19 protein-coding genes and 2 pseudogenes are annotated in these 17,765 nt (G+C 55.8%); 13 read left to right on the forward strand and 8 right to left on the reverse strand.

The window, feature by feature from the left end; genetic code table 11:
- Nucleotides 1-154: 154 nt before the first annotated feature.
- Nucleotides 155-802: a Crp/Fnr family transcriptional regulator gene (locus G3T16_RS17195; protein ID WP_163496300.1), complete on the forward strand. Its 648-nt coding sequence runs from the start codon at nucleotides 155-157 to the stop codon at nucleotides 800-802.
- Nucleotides 803-844: 42 nt separating this feature from the next.
- Here G3T16_RS17195 and xseA read toward each other — a convergent pair.
- Nucleotides 845-2,208 (reverse strand): annotated as a pseudogene (gene xseA, locus G3T16_RS23210) (exodeoxyribonuclease VII large subunit).
- A gap of 76 nt (nucleotides 2,209-2,284) precedes the next feature.
- Here xseA and guaB point away from each other — a divergent pair.
- The 5 genes from guaB to G3T16_RS17225 all read left to right on the forward strand — a co-directional run bounded on the left by guaB (nucleotide 2,285) and on the right by G3T16_RS17225 (nucleotide 7,209).
- Complete coding sequence (gene guaB, locus G3T16_RS17205; protein WP_163496301.1) at nucleotides 2,285-3,754, forward strand: IMP dehydrogenase; 1,470 nt, start codon at nucleotides 2,285-2,287, stop codon at nucleotides 3,752-3,754.
- Nucleotides 3,755-3,768: 14 nt separating this feature from the next.
- Entirely contained in the window at nucleotides 3,769-5,346 is a 1,578-nt protein-coding gene (guaA, locus tag G3T16_RS17210; RefSeq protein WP_163496302.1) for a glutamine-hydrolyzing GMP synthase, read from the forward strand.
- Between the two features lie 298 nt (nucleotides 5,347-5,644).
- On the forward strand, nucleotides 5,645-5,992 hold the full coding sequence (locus tag G3T16_RS23415; RefSeq protein ID WP_232059144.1) for an Arm DNA-binding domain-containing protein: 348 nt from the start codon (nucleotides 5,645-5,647) through the stop codon (nucleotides 5,990-5,992).
- Nucleotides 5,982-6,209 (forward strand): hypothetical protein, encoded by a 228-nt coding sequence (locus tag G3T16_RS23420; RefSeq protein ID WP_456298653.1) that lies wholly within the window; start codon nucleotides 5,982-5,984, stop codon nucleotides 6,207-6,209. Before G3T16_RS23415 ends, G3T16_RS23420 begins: the two co-directional genes overlap by 11 nt.
- A 475-nt stretch (nucleotides 6,210-6,684) precedes the next feature.
- The gene (locus tag G3T16_RS17225) at nucleotides 6,685-7,209 is read left to right on the forward strand and encodes a helix-turn-helix transcriptional regulator (protein ID WP_163496303.1); all 525 of its coding nucleotides are present in this window, start codon (nucleotides 6,685-6,687) and stop codon (nucleotides 7,207-7,209) included.
- A gap of 130 nt (nucleotides 7,210-7,339) precedes the next feature.
- Here G3T16_RS17225 and G3T16_RS23425 read toward each other — a convergent pair whose 3' ends face one another.
- The gene (locus G3T16_RS23425) at nucleotides 7,340-7,564 is read right to left on the reverse strand and encodes a helix-turn-helix transcriptional regulator (protein ID WP_456298654.1); all 225 of its coding nucleotides are present in this window, start codon (nucleotides 7,562-7,564) and stop codon (nucleotides 7,340-7,342) included.
- A 273-nt stretch (nucleotides 7,565-7,837) separates the two neighbouring features.
- On the opposite strand from G3T16_RS23425, the gene G3T16_RS23220 reads away from it, so the two are divergent.
- Both G3T16_RS23220 and G3T16_RS17240 read left to right on the forward strand, forming a co-directional pair.
- On the forward strand, nucleotides 7,838-8,173 hold the full coding sequence (locus G3T16_RS23220) for a helix-turn-helix domain-containing protein (protein ID WP_163496304.1): 336 nt from the start codon (nucleotides 7,838-7,840) through the stop codon (nucleotides 8,171-8,173).
- Nucleotides 8,166-9,413, forward strand: a complete 1,248-nt coding sequence (locus tag G3T16_RS17240; protein WP_163496305.1) for a type II toxin-antitoxin system HipA family toxin — start codon at nucleotides 8,166-8,168, stop codon at nucleotides 9,411-9,413. The genes G3T16_RS23220 and G3T16_RS17240 overlap by 8 nt, the downstream gene beginning before the upstream one ends.
- A 661-nt stretch (nucleotides 9,414-10,074) precedes the next feature.
- Here the strand turns inward: G3T16_RS17240 and G3T16_RS17245 are convergent.
- On the reverse strand, nucleotides 10,075-10,509 hold the full coding sequence (locus tag G3T16_RS17245; RefSeq protein WP_197911720.1) for a LysR substrate-binding domain-containing protein: 435 nt from the start codon (nucleotides 10,507-10,509) through the stop codon (nucleotides 10,075-10,077).
- A gap of 171 nt (nucleotides 10,510-10,680) precedes the next feature.
- Between G3T16_RS17245 and G3T16_RS17250 the strand changes: the two are divergent.
- The 4 genes and pseudogenes from G3T16_RS17250 to G3T16_RS17265 all read left to right on the forward strand — a co-directional run.
- Nucleotides 10,681-10,944 (forward strand): annotated as a pseudogene (locus G3T16_RS17250) (DDE-type integrase/transposase/recombinase); the annotation flags it as partial.
- Nucleotides 10,937-11,461, forward strand: a complete 525-nt coding sequence (locus G3T16_RS17255) for a hypothetical protein (RefSeq protein ID WP_163496307.1) — start codon at nucleotides 10,937-10,939, stop codon at nucleotides 11,459-11,461. The pseudogene G3T16_RS17250 and the gene G3T16_RS17255, both read left to right, overlap by 8 nt.
- 410 nt (nucleotides 11,462-11,871) lie before the next feature.
- Nucleotides 11,872-13,224: an APC family permease gene (locus G3T16_RS17260; RefSeq protein ID WP_163496308.1), complete on the forward strand. Its 1,353-nt coding sequence runs from the start codon at nucleotides 11,872-11,874 to the stop codon at nucleotides 13,222-13,224.
- A gap of 149 nt (nucleotides 13,225-13,373) precedes the next feature.
- Nucleotides 13,374-13,622: a hypothetical protein gene (locus G3T16_RS17265; protein ID WP_197911721.1), complete on the forward strand. Its 249-nt coding sequence runs from the start codon at nucleotides 13,374-13,376 to the stop codon at nucleotides 13,620-13,622.
- A 67-nt stretch (nucleotides 13,623-13,689) separates the two neighbouring features.
- On the opposite strand, the gene G3T16_RS17270 is transcribed toward G3T16_RS17265, so the two are convergent.
- A complete protein-coding gene (locus G3T16_RS17270; protein ID WP_163496309.1) occupies nucleotides 13,690-14,724 on the reverse strand; it encodes an aldo/keto reductase in 1,035 nt (344 codons plus the stop codon).
- A 257-nt stretch (nucleotides 14,725-14,981) separates the two neighbouring features.
- Here G3T16_RS17270 and G3T16_RS17275 point away from each other — a divergent pair, with 257 nt between their 5' ends.
- Nucleotides 14,982-15,293 (forward strand): ArsR/SmtB family transcription factor, encoded by a 312-nt coding sequence (locus tag G3T16_RS17275; protein WP_163496310.1) that lies wholly within the window; start codon nucleotides 14,982-14,984, stop codon nucleotides 15,291-15,293.
- A gap of 245 nt (nucleotides 15,294-15,538) precedes the next feature.
- On the opposite strand, the gene G3T16_RS21255 is transcribed toward G3T16_RS17275, so the two are convergent.
- The 4 genes from G3T16_RS21255 to G3T16_RS17295 form a co-directional block, all read right to left on the reverse strand.
- Entirely contained in the window at nucleotides 15,539-15,952 is a 414-nt protein-coding gene (locus G3T16_RS21255) for an aminotransferase class IV (protein WP_197911722.1), read from the reverse strand.
- A gap of 17 nt (nucleotides 15,953-15,969) precedes the next feature.
- On the reverse strand, nucleotides 15,970-16,455 hold the full coding sequence (locus G3T16_RS17285) for a GFA family protein (RefSeq protein ID WP_163496311.1): 486 nt from the start codon (nucleotides 16,453-16,455) through the stop codon (nucleotides 15,970-15,972).
- Between the two features lie 3 nt (nucleotides 16,456-16,458).
- Nucleotides 16,459-16,776: a DUF6958 family protein gene (locus G3T16_RS17290; protein ID WP_163496312.1), complete on the reverse strand. Its 318-nt coding sequence runs from the start codon at nucleotides 16,774-16,776 to the stop codon at nucleotides 16,459-16,461.
- Between the two features lie 795 nt (nucleotides 16,777-17,571).
- A complete protein-coding gene (locus G3T16_RS17295) occupies nucleotides 17,572-17,760 on the reverse strand; it encodes a CopG family transcriptional regulator (RefSeq protein ID WP_163496313.1) in 189 nt (62 codons plus the stop codon).
- Nucleotides 17,761-17,765 lie beyond the last annotated feature (5 nt).

A 17,765-nucleotide genomic window follows, 5' to 3' on the forward strand; every position in this document is an offset into this window, starting at 1 on the left:
GGCTTTTCATTCGTTATACGACAAGGTGGGCGGCCGGAGCGCCATCCGCCGGTATGTGTTTTGGCGCCTACGGGTGCGCATTGAGCGAAGTTTGGGTTACTATGGTGACGGGAGCTTCAGGGACCAGGCTTTTCATGGGGCAGGTAGAACGAGCATGTTGCAGCAAGTAGAAATCTTCCAGGGCCTTTCACGAGAGGAGCTGGATGCGCTGGCCAAGAGTTGTAACAGCCGGTCCTTTCCAAAAAATACCGTGGTCATACACGAGAACGACCCGGCAGACTCGCTGTTTGTCATCGAGAGCGGCAAGGTCAAGGTCTACTGCAGCGACAAGAACGGCAAAGAGTTCATCATGAACACCCAGGGCAGCGGCGATTATTTCGGTGAGCTGGCCCTGCTGGATGATTCCGTCCGCTCTGCCTCTGTGCGCACAGTGGAAAAGTGCAGTTTCTGCATCATCTACAAGGACGATTTCAATCGGGTTCTGGACGAGCATCCCAGCATCGCCCGCAAGTTGATCAGCAACCTGGCGCAGCGGGTGCGCAAGCTCACCGCCGACGTCAAGAGCCTGGCGCTGCAGGATGTTTACGGCCGGGTGGCCAATGTGTTGATGGATCTGTCCGAGGAACGCGGTGACGGCACCCTGTTCATCCCCGACAAGTTGACCCAGCAGGACATTGCCGACCGCGTCGGCGCATCCCGCGAGATGGTGGCCCGTATCCTGAAGGACCTCACGATCGGCGAGTATATCCGCTTCGAGGGCCGCCACATCATCATCAATACCCGGTTGCCGGCCAAGTACTAGTGCTCCTTCAAGGTGGCCCCCCCGCGTTTGTGAGTGGCCTCTTCAGTCCTGTCTGCACTCCCGTACTGTCAGGCGCAGGCCTCCGTCGGCCAGGCGTGCATTCAGCGTGTCCCCGACCGCCACTGCCGCCGCGTTTCTGACCACACTGTCCTCTTCAGTGGTGATGATCGCGTAGCCGCGCTGCAAAGTGGCCAGCGGACTCACCGACTCCAGCAACTGCGTCAGATGGGAGAGCCGGGTGCCGGCCAGCTGCAGCTTGCGCCTCATCCCCTGCTGCAAGCGCTGTTGCAGCTGTTCCAATTCCTGCAGGCGCCGCTGCAGGCGCCGCAGCGGTGAGCTGGCCAGCAGACGACTGCGCAGCAGGGTCAGCTCTGCGCGGTGCCGGCGCAGCTGGTTGCGCTGGGCCAGATGCAGCCGCTGTTCCAATTCATCCAGCCGTTGTGTCTGTTCCCGCAGCAAATTACCGGGGTGCTTCAGCCGGTGCCGCAAATGCTCCAGCTCACGTCCGGCCTCCAGCAGCCGGCGCCGCATCTGACGCTGCAGGGCCAGCTCCAACTGGGCCAGCCGGGCCGCCCACTGACGCTGGTCTGCACTCAGCAATTCCGCCGCGGCGGAGGGGGTGGCGGCACGCTGGTCGGCGACCAGCTCGGCGATGCTGATATCGACTTCGTGACCCACTGCACTCACTACCGGCAGCTCGCTGGCGACGATGGCTCGCGCCACGATCTCCTCGTTGAAGGCCCACAGGTCCTCCAGCGAACCGCCCCCCGGGTGACCAGCAGTGCATCCAGGCCGAGTTTGCCCTCCCGCTGCCAGCGGTTGGCGTTGGCAATGGCGTCGCAGATAGCGGCAGCAGCATCCGCCCCCTGCACGGGTACCGGCAGCAGCAGCACTTCGATCGACGGACAGCGCCGCCGCAACACCGTCAGCACGTCGTGAATGGCGGCGCCCGTGGGCGAGGTGACCACGCCCAGACGGCGGACAGGGTCCGGCAGCGGGCGCTTGCGCTCCGGCGCAAACAGGCCCTCGGCCTGCAGCCGCTGCTTCAGCCGCTCGAACTCCAGCAGTAGGGCGCCGGCGCCGGCGTGCTCCAGAAATTCGACGATCAGCTGGAACTCGCCGCGCCCCTCATACAGCGACACCCGGCAGCGCAGGCGGATCGCCATGCCGTTTTCCGGGGTGAAGCGGATGCGCTGGTTGCGATTGCGGAACATCGCGCAGCGCACCTGGGCGCTGCCATCCTTCAGCGAGAAATACCAGTGGCCAGAGGAGGGAGCGGCGAAATTGCTGACCTCGCCCTCTACCCAGACAAAATCGAAATGGCTCTCCAGCAGGCGCCGGGCCTCCCGGTTCAGTTGGCCGACGCTAAGTGTGGTAACTGTGCTGGATAACGGCTGTGGCGACACGGACCTTGTTTACCTGGGACATCGAGAAGATTTATAATTGCATGTTTACCTTCCATCTGCCAACCGGAGAGGCCCTATGTTGCGTATCGCCCAGGAAGCCCTGACCTTCGACGATGTACTGCTGTTGCCCGGGTACTCCGAAGTGGTGGCCACCGATGTCTCCCTGCGCACCCGCCTGACCCGGAGTATCGAGCTCAATATCCCGTTGCTGTCGGCGGCCATGGATACGGTGACCGAGGCCCGATTGGCGATTGCCATGGCCCAGGAGGGGGGTATCGGCGTCATCCACAAGAGCATGACCATTGCCGAGCAAGCTGAACAGGTGCGCAAGGTAAAAAAATTCGAGAGCGGCGTGGTAAAGGATCCGATCACCATCCAGCAGAACGCCACCATTGCCGAACTGAAGGAGCTGACCAACGCCCACGGCATCTCCGGGGTTCCGGTCCTGGATGGCGCCGATCTGGTCGGTATCGTCACGCGGCGCGATGTCCGGTTTGAATCCGACCCCGCCAAGCGCGTGTCCGAAATCATGACTCCGCGAGACAAGCTGGTCACGGTGAAGGAAGGGGCCGGTTCCGAGGAAGTGCAGCGCCTGCTGCACCAGCACCGGATCGAGAAGATCCTGGTGGTCAACGACAACTTCGACCTCTGCGGCATGATTACCGTGAAGGATTTCGACAAGGCCGAAAGCTTCCCCCATGCCTGCAAGGACTCCTATGGCCAGCTACGGGTAGGTGCCTCAATCGGCACCAGCGCGGATACCGATGACCGGGTAGAGGCGCTGGTGCGCGCTGGCGTGGACGTGCTGATCGTGGATACTGCCCACGGTCATTCCCGCAATGTGCTGGAGCGGGTGCGGATGATCAAGTCTGCCTATCCTTCGATGCAGGTGATCGGGGGTAATATCGCCACCGGAGCCGCGGCCCTGGCGCTGGTCGAGGCCGGTGCGGATGGCGTCAAGGTGGGCATCGGCCCTGGCTCGATCTGTACAACCCGCATCGTCACCGGTACCGGGGTGCCGCAGATTACCGCCATCGCCAACGTGGTGGAGGCGCTGGCGGGGCGGGATATCCCGGTGGTGTCCGACGGCGGCATCCGCTTCTCCGGGGATATCGCCAAGGCGCTGGTGGCCGGCGCCCACGCAGTGATGATGGGCAGCATGTTTGCCGGTACCGAGGAGGCGCCGGGCGAAGTGGAACTGTACCAGGGCCGCACCTACAAGGCCTACCGCGGCATGGGTTCGCTGGGCGCGATGTCCCGCAACCAGGGCTCCTCCGATCGCTACTTCCAGGACGCCAGCAAAGGCGCGGAAAAGCTGGTGCCGGAAGGCATTGAGGGCCGGGTTCCCTACAAGGGGCCGGTATCAGCGATTATTCACCAGCTGATGGGCGGCGTACGCTCGGCCATGGGCTACACCGGCAGCAGCACGATCGACGACATGCGCACCCGCCCCGAATTCGTCCGGGTGACCTCGGCGGGCATGTCCGAAAGCCACGTGCACGATGTCTCCATCACCAAGGAAGCGCCCAACTACCCGGTGCGGTAGCGGTCAGGACCCCCATGAATGCAGATATTCACGCCAGTCGCATCCTGATCCTGGATTTCGGCTCCCAGTACACCCAATTGATTGCGCGGCGGGTGCGGGAGGTGGGGGTCTACAGCGAAATCCGGGCCTTCGATGTGACCGAGGAGGAGATCCGTGCCTTTGCGCCCCGCGGCATTATCCTCTCCGGCGGCCCGGAATCGGTGCCGGCTCCGGGCTCGCCGCGGGCCCCGGCCTGTGTGTTCGAGCTGGGAGTGCCGGTGCTGGGCATCTGTTATGGGATGCAGGTCATGGCGGCCCAGTTTGGCGGCAAGGTTTCTGCCTCTCCCACCAGCGAATTCGGCTACGCCCAGATCCGGCTGACCGCGCCAGGCGGCCTGCTGCACGATATCCGCGACCACTTTGACGCCGATGGCAACAGCCTGCTGGACGTGTGGATGAGCCACGGCGACAAGGTGGTCGAACTGCCGCCGGAGTTTGAGCTGATGGCGGCCACCGACAGCTGTGCCATCGCCGCGATGGCACACCGGGAAAAACCGTTCTACGGCATCCAGTTCCACCCCGAGGTGACTCACACCCTGCAGGGCAAGCGCATTGTCGAGCATTTCGTGCTCGAATTGTGCGGCTGCGAGGCGCTGTGGACCCCGGCCAATATCGTCGAGGATGCCATCGCGCGGGTGCGGGCCACTGTCGGCGATGACAAGGTGCTGCTGGGCCTGTCCGGCGGGGTCGACTCCTCGGTGGTGGCGGCCCTGCTGCACCGCGCCATCGGCGAACAGCTGACCTGTGTGTTCGTCGACAATGGCCTGCTGCGCCTGCACGAGGGCGACCAGGTGATGGAGATGTTCGCCCGCAACATGGGGGTGAAGGTCATTCGTGTCGACGCCGAGGACCTGTTCCTGGACAAGCTGGCTGGCGTCGCCGACCCTGAACAGAAGCGCAAAATCATAGGCAATACCTTTATCGAGGTGTTCGACACCGAGGCCACCCGTCTACGGGATGTGAACTGGCTCGCCCAGGGCACCATCTACCCGGATGTGATCGAGTCCGCCGGCGGCAAGACCGGCAAGGCCCATGTGATCAAGTCCCACCACAATGTCGGCGGCCTGCCCGAGGACATGGCCATGTCCCTGGTGGAACCGTTGCGGGAACTGTTCAAGGACGAAGTGCGCCGCATCGGCCTGGAACTGGGCCTGCCCTACGACATGGTCTACCGCCACCCCTTTCCCGGTCCCGGCCTGGGGGTGCGCATCCTCGGCGAGGTGAAGCGCGAGTACGCGGAACTGCTGCGCCGCGCCGACGCCATCTTCATCGAAGAGCTGCACCGCGAAGACTGGTACCACAAGACCAGCCAGGCCTTCGCCGTGTTCCTGCCGGTCAGGTCCGTCGGCGTGGTGGGCGACGGCCGCCGCTATGAATGGGTGATCGCCCTGCGCGCCGTGGAAACCATCGACTTCATGACCGCTCGCTGGGCACACCTGCCCTATGAACTGCTGGAACGTGTCTCCAACCGGATTATCAACGAGATCTCGGGGGTGTCGCGGGTGACTTATGATGTCAGTAGCAAGCCGCCGGCGACGATTGAGTGGGAGTGAAATAAGGTCTTTCAGGGACTATCGGCGGCTATCGGAAAAGTGGCGTAAGGTTTTGATTTTTATTAATTTACGTCTCATTACCTATCAGTGGCTATCGGCGGCAAGCAGAAACATTTGTCGGTAAAAACGACGGTATCGCAAATCCCTCGAATTAAGACTCTCCCATTTACCGTCATGACTTTTTTCGGCATGACGGTAAAACTACGCCCTAACTTCTTTTGATATCAAGAACTTAGGGACATCATCAGGGCTCCTGACCCTTGACGGTAACAAACCGCAACCACAGGAGAAACCTGATATGTTGACCGATACAGCACTACGCAAACTCAAGCCCAAAGCCGCGCCCTACAAGGCCTCCGACCGCGATGGCATGTACGTGACGGTGTCGAAAACCGGCACCGTCACCTTCCGCTACGACTACCGCCTCAATGGCCGCCGCGAAACCCTCACCCTCGGTCGTTACGGGCCGGGCGGTATCTCCCTTGCCCTGGCGCGCGAGCGTCTGCTGGATGTCCGCAAGGCTGTGGAGGAGGTGAGCCCTGCGTCCATCGCCACCTTTGCTCCAAAGGATTGCGCGCTGTCCCCTGCCGAGATTCGGCTGATGATGCATGAGATGGATACCGTTGCCACATTGCTTGCTCAATGAAGTTGGCTTCAATCGCGACTGGATTGAGAAGGCGCTGGCCCACGAGGATAACCGTTCGTCGCGCGCCGTGTATAACAAGGCGGAGTATGCCGAGCAGCGTCGGCATATGCTGCAGGAGTGGGCGAACATGATCGATGCCTGGGTGGAGGGGGAGACCTACACTCCAACGCTGTTGCCATCGTGTATGTCGGTGCCAGCGTTGAGGGCGTCGGTATGACTACAGTTGTACTAACTGGAATTCCACTAGATGCACCGTATGGCGGTCTGCTTGGCGCGGTTTATAAAACCAAAGAAATGCTCACTAATAGTGAGCAAATTTCCTGTTTAGTAAACCGGAGAAGAGTCTGCTTCCATGTTCATGCACACCCAAGGTTGTCACATGACATCCTTGGGTGTCACCCCCATACTGGAGGCAAGAAATGACGCGCCCATCACATCCGAAGAAAGAAGTTGAAGCTGCGCTCAGACATGCTGAAGGGGAGTGATGGCCAGTCGAAGTTGGCGGTGGCCACGCCTGGGGCAGAATTTACTGCCCCTACAATGACGATGAATGCCGCTGTGGTGAGTTCTGTATCGCGAGTGTGTGGAGTACGCCGAGAAATCCCGGCAGCCATGGCCGGGCGCTGCGTAGGGTGGTGGACACATGCTCCATTCACCAGCGCCGGGGCGATACGGAACCGGAGGATTGAGCTATGGAATACATTTTTACGCTGAAATACCAATTGACTGACGAGGACAGTGACCCGGATGTGCTGGTGGAGCGTCTGGGTGCAGCCGGCTGTGATGATGCCCTTGTCGGTGTGGGGCAGCCCGGTCGCCTGGCGCTGGAATTCTCCCGCGAGGCGGGCAGTGCTGAGGAGGCGGTTCGAACCGCCTTAGCCGATGTCAAAAGTGCCGTTCCTTTAGCGCGCCTGATCGAGGCTTCGCCGGATCTTGTCGGTCTGACGGATGTGGCGGACCTGGTGGGTATTTCCCGGCAGGGGATGCGCAAACTCATGCTTGCCCACCGGATGACGTTCCCCATACCGGTTCACGAAGGTAGTGCCTCGATCTGGCATCTGGCGGAGGTACTTGATTGGCTGAGGGTGCGAGGAGGCTACCAGATTGATACTGGGATATTGGAAGCCGCGAGAGTGGCATTGGAAGTGAATATCGCTAAGGAGACTATGCGGCACCCGTTGAGAGGCCAAGGGAATATGGAGTTGCTGACAGCATAGCTGTCAGCTCAGTTGTTGCGAGAGTGCACAGGGCGGGCGATACGTTGTCTCACGTCTGGTCCGGGAGCGGGAGCCGTTTTCCCTGATCGGGATTCGTACTTGCGCTCCTCGATCCAAGCCTCCACTTCCTCTAGATCCCATACGACGCAGCGGGTGTTAGGTTGAAGCGGCGCGGGAAATCTCCGCGGCGTTCCAGCTCGTAGATCGTGGTTTCTGCCAAGGGCACGATCTGGTGCAGTTCCTGCCGGCGGATAGTTCTGCGAAAGGGAAGAGGAGATTTCACAACATATTGTGGTAACTCCTCGTATTCCGGTGTTCCGGGTATTGGCAGGGATGGGCGTGATTGGGATTCCATGCATGGCTCCGGTGCTGTGCTCACAGCGAAATTGGGCAATGGAGTTATGGTGGCTATAGGAGGCGATTGCTACAACTTACTGGGGCGAACTGGAGCAACCCCCCCAGTGAGAGTGTCCACTCAGAGCCGTGATTGGCGGGAGTATCGCATAACGCTGGGTCTCGATAAGTGGTGCAACTAGTTGATGGACTTGAACGTAGGTAGGCGGGCGGTTGGAATTATGTATACATCGTGATACATTAATGCCATTTAAAGCTATTTGAAGATAACACTATGCCTACTCCTCATCACCCGTCCGCCGCCGTCAAGCGCGTACTGCGGAAATTGGGTACAGATATCCGGGAAGCGCGGCAGAGGCGTCGGTTAACGATGGCAGTGGTCGCAGACCGTGCGTTTACCAGTCGGGCGACCCTTCAACGGGTCGAGTCCGGTGATCCCGGCGTGAGCATGGGTATCTACGCCGCTGTTTTACAGGCCTTGGGTTTGCTCAAGGGGCTCGATCAACTTGCTGACCCCGCTCGGGATGAAGTCGGGCAAGCCCTCTCTTCAGCAGAGCTGCCCAAACGTGTCCGTATGCCCAGTGCGACAAGGAAACGGTCTCATGACTGATGTCGAAGTTCACATTGATCTGGAAGGGCAAGTGCGTCGATTGGGGCTATTGCGTCGGCAAATGTCACGACGAAGTGAGACCGTTACCTTTGAATACGATCCGGCCTGGCTTGAGGATGCAAACCGGTTTTCAATCGAACCGGCACTGACGTTGACAGCTGGAACGTTTCCGCCACAGGCGGGACAGGCTATATTCGGTTCGATAGGCGACTCTGCACCGGATACTTGGGGCCGGCGCTTGATGCAACGTGCTGAGCGGCGTCTGGCGGAGCGGGAAGGACGGCAGGTGCACACCTTGGGGGAATTACATTACCTGCTTGGTGTGGCGGACGAAACCCGGCTCGGTGCACTGCGTTTTCGTTGGAGTGGCGAGGAAGTATTCCAGGCGCCGGTACGTGAGGGCGTTCCGGCACTGGTTGAGCTTGGTCGCCTGCTCCAGATCAGCGAGCGTATCGATCGTGATGAGGAAACGGACGAAGATCTTCGGCTGATTTTTGCGCCGGGTTCGTCACTGGGAGGTGCCCGGCCCAAGGCGTCTGTGATCGACCAGTACGGTCATTTGTCGATTGCCAAATTTCCCAAAGAAGCGGATGACTACAGTATTGAAACCTGGGAAGAAATTGCGCTCAGGCTAGCGGAGCGGGCGGGTATTGAGACACCAGAGCATCAATTGGTGCAGGTTGCCGGAAAAGCGGTACTGTTGTCGCGTCGTTTCGATCGCGTCAATGGATGGCGCGTTCCCTTTCTGTCAGCGATGTCAATGACGGGATCACAGGATGGAGAACGTGGTAGCTATCCCGAACTGGTTGATGCCCTGACAGCACATGGAGTGCAAGCCAAAGCGGATGCGGTACAGCTTTATCGTCGCGTGGCCTTCAATGTACTGGTGTCCAATGTTGACGATCATTTGCGCAACCACGGCTTTCTATGGGCAGGGCAGGGTGGCTGGGTGTTGTCGCCGGCTTACGACTTGAATCCGACGCCAGTGGATGTGAAAGTACGCATCCTGACGACCAATATCGATCTCGATGAAGGCACTTGTTCGGTGGAATTGCTCGAAGAAGCCTCGGAATACTTCGGTTTAAGTCTGAAGGCAGCACGTGTTGTTATCCACGAGGTGGCGGAGGCTACCCGGACCTGGCAGTCGGTGGCTGAAGCGGTGGGTGCCCGGCGTACAGAAATCGCCCGGATGTCCAGTGCTTTTGAACACGGAGACCTGCAAGCGGCGTTGCAGCTATAGGTCCAGGCTATGCAGCCGGAATAACGAAGACGTGCAGAGCTGTTTATGCTGCCGTAGTTTCAATGTAAAGCGATATAAAATAGGACATCGAATTCGGATATAAAGCTATTGCTTCAAAACGCGTATTTCCTCGCCGAGAGATTCTGGCGAGCGCGGCAACTGAACCACAGAAATCACAAAATCATACTGGCCGGAGTAAATTGCCAGTTCATGGCAGGGGTCACTGAACCATACCCCACCATCGAAACTACGACCTGAGCGCGCTGTCTCAGCGTCGATTGTTCCTTGCCCCGCTGCAAGCGAGGCGGTTGGAACACTGACAGGCGGCACGCCTACGGCCTTGATATAGGCGCCAGATTTGAAAGCACGCTCAGATGCTCGTGCCCATAAAATGTAACCCGATCGCGAAACGACAAGGACAGCGCGCTGTTCGGTAAACTCGATCCATCTAAGACAATAATTTCACCGTCGGTGACGGTGACAAGATATTGGTGCTGGGGGGGGACGAAAACGGAAAGACGAATGAACTCACCCAGATTCTTGTCAAAAGAGGATCAAAATTTTCGGGAATCAATGGCAAGTCCTCTGGAAAGTGATGCACGAGATCCACCGCTCGTGGTTCGCGACTCTTTAGTGTTCCGGGAAATGGGCTAAATATTTGTCAGGATCTGAACAGTGTCTCGACCATAAAATCGATAAAGACGCGCACCTTGGGCGCCAGGTGCTTGCTTGACGGCCACACCGGCCGGAAAGTACCTTCGTGTTCGATGTGTGCGTCGAGAATCGAAATCAGTTTTCCTTGCTCGATAGACTGCCGGACCATGAAGTCTGGAAGGCTCGCTATGCCAAGCCCCGCTAGTGCAACGTCCAGTAGTGCTGACGATGTATTGCAGACCATGACGGATGACGACTCTTGATCAGGTTTGCCATCAACTGTCTTTAACGGCCACGGCTCCAATTTGCCTGTGGATGGAAACTTGTGATGCAGGCAAGCGTGATTAGCGAGATCCGATGGGGTCGTTGGTGTGCCGTGGCTGGCCAGGTAGTCGGGTGAGGCAACCAGTTGCAGTCGATAGCTGCCGAGCGGACGAGACACCCAATCCCCTTGAAGGATGTTTATCCCTCACGGGAATTCAGTACCAGACAGGCTTGTCGATATCTAGGAAGCATTCCTATTGTAATCCCCCGGAAAATAATCAAGAGTCTGAGTAGGAGAAGTCCATACACGTCCGGTAAACCCATCTTTCTGAGCCCCTTAAACAGCGACACGAAGTGGGTGACGGATGTCACGGAGTTCAGAGTCGCGGATAAAAAACTGTATCTTTCCCCTGTCATCGATTTATTTAATCGGGAGGTAGTGTCATTCTCGTTGTCCGAGCGACCGCTCTTTGGCATGGTAAGATCAATGCTTGAAAGCGCATTTGAACGACTGGAGAATGGCAGCGGTCTGATTCTACACTTTGATCAAGGCTGGCAATACCGAATGCCTGACTATAGGGATATATTGAGAAAGCATTCAGTCCATGACTAATCAGCCATTGCACTTGCGGCTGGTTGAAGTAATGAGTGTGGGATCAACAACCGGTATCATCGTTGCGACGCTTGGCTACATGGTTGTCAATCGTCTGCTTGACGGGCAATTGGCGATGCTCGGACTGAATCAGGAAAGTATTGAAGTTAAAAGTTTTATTATTGTCTGGATGCTCACCTTTTTGCACGGCGTCATACGCCGGGAGAGAGCCTGGATGGATCAGGGCTGGATGATTGCGTTGCTTTCCCTGGCAGCCGCTGTCCTGAACTGGATGACTACCGGCGATCACCCCGTTAAAGCGGCGATGGGAGGATTGTGGTCGGTGTTCGGAGTTGATCTTACCTTGCTTGCCGGTTTCCTTGTTGCCGGTTACGCCGCATTTTGTTTACGGAACTACGGAAAAAAGCCGGTAGGGAGTCCTGAACATAACTTGCGGGATATCAGTGTCGCGCTGGTGATTGCCTTCAGACCGGGGTGGCTGCGCGTACTGCGTATTCTTCCCGGTCTGGGTGCATAGAAGTCAAGGCGTGCTCTTGCGTGGTGTAACCTGAGAGTGCGTGGTGATTTACACTTTGCTAATATGTCACTTGGTTGATAATGGGGTGAAAAGCATTGCCGCCGGAAAAATCGCTGCGTCACCCGCGGAAACAAAGAGCTGGTGATTCTGACGGTAAACGCGACGGTAAAACCTAAAGTCAGCCTTTTTTAAATCCTTTGCCTTCAATGGGTTAGACCCTCGTTGATGATTGAGTGGGAGTGACTGGTAACGACAGGCAACATCTGGCACTGGCTGGCATCACGGCGGCGGCTTGGAGATTCTGCGGTTGAGCGATTGTAGTATAAAACACAGTATCGCAAGGACGCGGATCGCATCCTACAGGGCGGCCAGGACGACCACCCGGGATGCATAAAACAACCGGAGGATTCATGGATAAAGATGAAGACAGAACAACGCATTACCAAGAAGGCAGCCTGACATTACCAGGAACGGTGATGCTGGGAACCGGAGTAATGATAGGCGCTGGTATCTTTGCACTGACCGGGCAAATGGCGCAGATGACAGGCGTTCTCTTCCCGCTGGCGTTTCTGGCCGCCGCCGTGATCGTTGCCTTTAGCGCCTATTCCTACATCAAGATTTCCAATGCCTATCCGTCTGCCGGTGGCATCGGCATGTATCTGCACAAGGCCTACGGAGACCGGTTGCCGACGGCGTTCAACGCCTTGCTGATGTATTTTTCGATGGTGATCGCCCAAAGCTTTCTGGCTCGCACCTTCGGCGCCTATACCATGCAGCTTTTCGGTGGCGACGAGAGCGGCATGATGGTGCCTGTTCTCGGCGTATCACTCATTCTCGCCGCCTTTCTGGTGAATCTTTCCGGTAATCGACTGATTCAGGGCGTGGCCTCTTTTATCGGTGTTTTGAAAATCGCGGGCATTCTTATTTTCGGAGTGGTGGGAATCTGGATCGCTGACAGCCTTTCAGTGGATTTCTCAAACCCTGGAGAGGCCGGAACCGTGGGTAATTTCCTGGGTGCAACGGCACTCGGAATACTGGCGTTCAAGGGCTTCACAACAATTACCAACAGTGGCTCGGAGGTGAAAGACCCCAAACGCAACGTGGGTCGCGCCATCGTGATTTCCATCGCCGCCTGCGTGGTCATCTACACGCTGGTGGGCTTTGCCGTTGCCAGTAATCTCTCCCTTGCCGAAATCATCGAAACCCGGGACTACTCCCTTGCCGCTGCCGCCCGGCCTGCATTGGGGGAGTATGGCGTTTGGTTCACGGTGGCCATTGCCATGATGGCCACCGCCGGCGGCATTCTCGCCAGTATCTTTGCCGTCTCCAGAATGCTGGCCATGCTGACGGAAATGAAACTGGTTCCCCACAGCCACTTCGGTATGCCGGGGAGCATCCAGAAGCACACCCTGGTTTACACCGTGGTTCTCGGCCTTGTCCTCACCGCATTCTTTGACCTCTCCCGCATTGCGGCGCTGGGGATCGTGTTTTACCTGATCATGGACATTGCCATTCATTGGGGCGTCATTCGCTATCTGAGGGAGGATATTGAGGCCAGGGCATGGGTCCCCGTTACGGCAATTGTTCTCGATTTGCTCGCGCTCGGAGGCTTTGTCTGGGTCAAGCTGAACGCCGACCCTTTTGTGATTGGCGTGGCGGTCGTGGCGATGATGATCATCGCGGTTGTCGAGCAGATTTTTCTCAAAAAAACGTCGGGAATCAAGCCGCCAGGTAGTGAGCACCCTCATTCTCACCACCACTAATATCCTGAAGTCAACACGAAGAGGAAACCGTGATGGAGAATTATATGTTGGGTCACTCCATGTGGGCAGGCCATAATGGCTGAGTACGGTCAGGCCCACAGATCGTCACTGACTGAGCACTTGTTTCATTCATTGTGGAAAGATCGGGTATGGAAGTTAAAACATTTTTAGACCTAATCGAATGGACCCGAAAACTGCATGCGAAGCTGGCGGAATGCCTGGCTCATTGCGCTTCGCATCACCAAGACGAACGCGCTTCGCTGCTGCTCGACTATCTGGCGTTGCACGAAACTGAAATGGAGAAAATGGTGGCAGCGTTTGAACGCCAGGCGATTGTAAACCAGGTCAATCTGCTGGCCGTGCCCATTCAATGTACCGGCTTCATAATGGAGCTCTAATAGAGTTTTTACGGTAGTTGCATCGACATGACTGAGTAGCTTTGTACCAAGTTCGGTCGCTATTTCCTCACACCACTGGAGGGTTGATACGAGCAAAGCCTTCCTGTGTTCGATAAGGATAGTACGGATAAGCCGGCATCTGGTAACTTGCCTCATCCAGGCGTTTGACCTGGTCAGGCTGCAGGGACCACCCCACCGCACCTAGATTGTCTCGCAGTTGCTGTTGGTTTCGCGCACCAATGATAACGCTCGAGACTGTTGGCCTTTGCAGTAACCAGTTGATCGCGATTTGCGGAACTGTCTTCCCGGTTTCCCCGGCAATGTCGTCCAGTACGTCGACAATACCATAGAGATGTTCATCATCCACAGGAGGGCCGAAAGATGCCGTTTCGTGCAGGCGACTGCCTTCAGGGATTGGCGCATTCCGGCGAATTTTCCCGGTTAATCTGCCCCAGCCCAATGGGCTCCAGACCATTGCCCCCACGCCCTGGTCCATGCCCAACGGCATCAACTCCCATTCATAGTCGCGCCCGGTTAACGAGTAATAGACTTGATGTGCTACCTGCCGCGGATAACCATGACTATCAGACACGCCCAACGATTTCATTAATTCCCACCCGGAAAAATTAGACGCCCCGATGTAGCGGATCTTGCCTTGTCGAACCAGATTGTCCAGCGTGTACAGCACCTCCTCTACCGGCGTAAACTTGTCGAAGCCATGCAACTGGAACAAGTCGATATAGTCGGTCTGAAGGCGTTTCAGGGCCTCGTCTACACTCTTGATCAGACGAGAACGGGAGGTACCCGCATCCATCGGGCCATCTCCCATGGGCAGCGCGGCTTTCGTTGAAATCAGCACTTGGTCCCTGAGACCCACAAGCGCCTTGCCCAAAACGGTTTCAGAGTCTCCATCGGAATAGACATCCGCACTATCAAATAAATTCACGCCAGCTTCCAGGCAAATCTCAACCAACTGACGCGCTTCATCCACGTTGGTCGTTCCCCAATTTCCAAACAACGGGCCCTTGCCGGCAAAAGTGCCAGCACCAAAACTCAGAACTGGCACACGAAGCCCCGATTTTCCTAACTGTCTATATTCCATTGCTATACCCTCAACGGTATATGTATTCGAACACTTACTACCATATTCATAACATTCATCCGATATATTGATATATTGCATTGAATTAGTTACATTGAAGTCATAACCCAAGGGACCTCGTGAGTATTATATATCTCGCTGCCGACCAATCAATATATCCAATATATGGATATATTGATTGGTCGAAAGCAGATTGTCAAATATTTTTCTGGGGAGCTATCCGGCCGCACTTGCCAGAACAAACACATGGAATAGTTATGAAGCCATTTTCCCACCCCGATATGAACGAAATAGAGAACATTAATATTTTCTATGCTCTGGGCGATGCTGCGCGATTGCATATCATCAAAAACCTTTACCAGGCCAAGCAGCCACTGACCTGCATTCAGGCAGCCGAGGGCATTGATAACTTACCCATTTCAACACGCTCACACTGTTTTCGTGTATTGCGGGAAACCGGATTAATTCGCTCGGAGAAGAAGGGGCGAGAATGCTATAACACCCTGCGTCTGGAAGAGCTGGACAAGAAATTTCCTGGCCTGATGAAGGCAGTTATCAGCAAGTCATAGTCGGGGATAGCAGGTATCTGCACGAGCAGTACAGGGACTCTTCGTCAATGGTGGTGTTGTCGAGTTTTACCGACAGCATGATTTCCTCGGCGCCTTCCAGAAAATCTATTGGATGCCATTTTCTCGCTACGATGACACCTGGGACACGATAGAATATTGGTTTGTTGATAAACGCTTGAACAGAACTCGAAAAATGGGGCGGAGGGATTAAAAATTAATCCCTCCGCCCCCTTGTTTGGAGATCCTCAGAGGGAACTGGCGGGCTCAGCCTGGTAGGCTTCGTGGAGTAAACTTATAAACGGTTTTGCTTGTGCAATAACATTTTCAGCAATGGCAGTGACAGGGATGCCCGGTGTCCATGAATTCATCACTGCGGCACCAGACAGCTCCCCAAGGCGTTCTAATGTGATGGCTTCGTGGCGCTGAGGAACACCAAGCCGGTCCAGTTGACGCTGGACAATACTCATCATTGTGCCGAGTTGCCGATCAGAAAGCAGCGAAGCTGGACCAGAGCCGAAATATTCTGGAGAGTTTCCTGTACGAGATTGAGCAACACTGAAGGGAGTGCATGAATTCACGTATGGGAAGAACAACCGGCCAATACCAAGCAGTCCAGCCTGACGTTGTTGCCTGAAACCAGTCCAAAACGTTGGATTCAATTCGTTCTATCGCCGTTTCAGGCTGCATTTGCCCCAGGCTTACGCAACATAGAGAGCATCATTTTGGGCACCATCACTGCTTGACTGAAGAAGGCTCCTGAATGCTTTGTCAGTGAATCTGGAACATCTTTGACGCGCCGATGACAAAAGATATGCCGATTGGGATTCGGCAAAGCAGCCTGGTTTGGATAGTGACTGCCTGGAACGAAAGCGGCCTTGACACCAGGCAGAAGCAATGCGAAACCGACGACTGGTGAGCGGCAATGCTTGCATACCCCACGGTCTACTACAGCGTTTTTCTGGTGCTTTTTGAACTCAATAGTGCTTTCGTCAACTATTTCGACTTCTTCCGCGCGTAATGCGGTATTGTCGGAAAACGGAGACTGACAGAATTCCTGACAAGTCAGACAGTGACAATAATATCTCATACGTGGCAACGCTTTAACGATAACGACTGATTTTCCGCATGCGCATGGACAATGTTGTGATTCGAAGCTCTCCATAACTTAGCTCTTGCCTTTTCCCGGTTCGCGCCACCAACGAAGTGGCTTTGATTTTGGATCACGATTCAGAATACCCTTTGCTTCCAAATCGAGTTGAATCGCTTTTTGCCACCAGCCAATTTTTTCACCATTTGGCCATAATTCATCGGGCACTACTGGAATGAGCTCCTCCTTGATCTCCTTGGCAGTGAGCCCGGGTTCATTAGCGGGAATGATTTTCAACATGGCATCCCTCATTACCTCATATTTCGTCTTATCAACCCTCACAGTTCTGCCGGGAGAGTTCACATTCTCAATTTCGATTTTGTCTGATTTGGTCATAGTGTTTCCTGTGAGGTCGAAGGTCATTGATAACCGGCGACTCCGAAGGTGAAAATTGTCTGACAGCAGCCGATTGTTGGGCGTTTTCCCCGTAAGCTCTCAAACTCGGTTAAGTGTCGTATTCGTCGTGCAAACGCCACCACTCATACGCAGAGGTTTGCGGTCAGCGCATCCAGTGCTCGCCTCAGCTTCTATTCTTTGGCGAGGAGCCCCCCGGCGCGACTTTTCCCACTCTTCACGCGATACAACTTTTGGAAGTGTAATCTTACTTGCTGGCATGATCTGGACCTCGATAGTTCAATGTATTTCCTAGTCGAATGGGTAAGATCGATTTCGACAGCGCCTACGACGGACTATGAGCCATGGACCATCGGCGAAGTGGTCATCGACGGTCAATCCCATACGCTGACGAAAGCCTACTGGTGTGAACCCGAGCCCGGGTTCGAGAGTGGAACCACTATCCTCATGGAGGACGGTGCGGTGCTCATGCAGGGATATATCTACAGGCCTGGCCGAGATCCGATAAAGGTCGAGGCGGAGTTTTCCCTCTCCGCGCAGCCCGATTTCCCTGGGTGCTGCTAATATCGGCGATCAATCGGTTGAAGGCACCACGCGCATATTGGTTTTGACTTTGAAAAGCCGCCAGCCAAGCAATAAGATCTTAGCGGTGAGCGACTGCCGTCATTCGTATTGCCAGGAACGCACACAACTGGCGCATCCCAAGGATTAATGACGGCATCAAGCGGATGGTCGGGGAAAACTTCTGCTTCCACGAAGAGGTATTCGATCAGGCTGTTAACCCTCTTTATTTTTGTTGAACACCTGTTCTTTCCAATCAGCGCCTAATGCCTGTTCAATGTAGTCACGCATGAATTGACGAATTTTTTGTGACGGTGTCACGTCTTCCTCGTCACACAGTTTTTCAAATGCCGCCTTCTTTTGGGGATCAACCAGAACTGTTAACCGTGCAGTGCGCTTTTCCATGGTCT

Origin of the sequence: Kineobactrum salinum, from assembly GCF_010669285.1 — a bacterium.
Taxonomy (GTDB): domain Bacteria; phylum Pseudomonadota; class Gammaproteobacteria; order Pseudomonadales; family Halieaceae; genus Kineobactrum; species Kineobactrum salinum.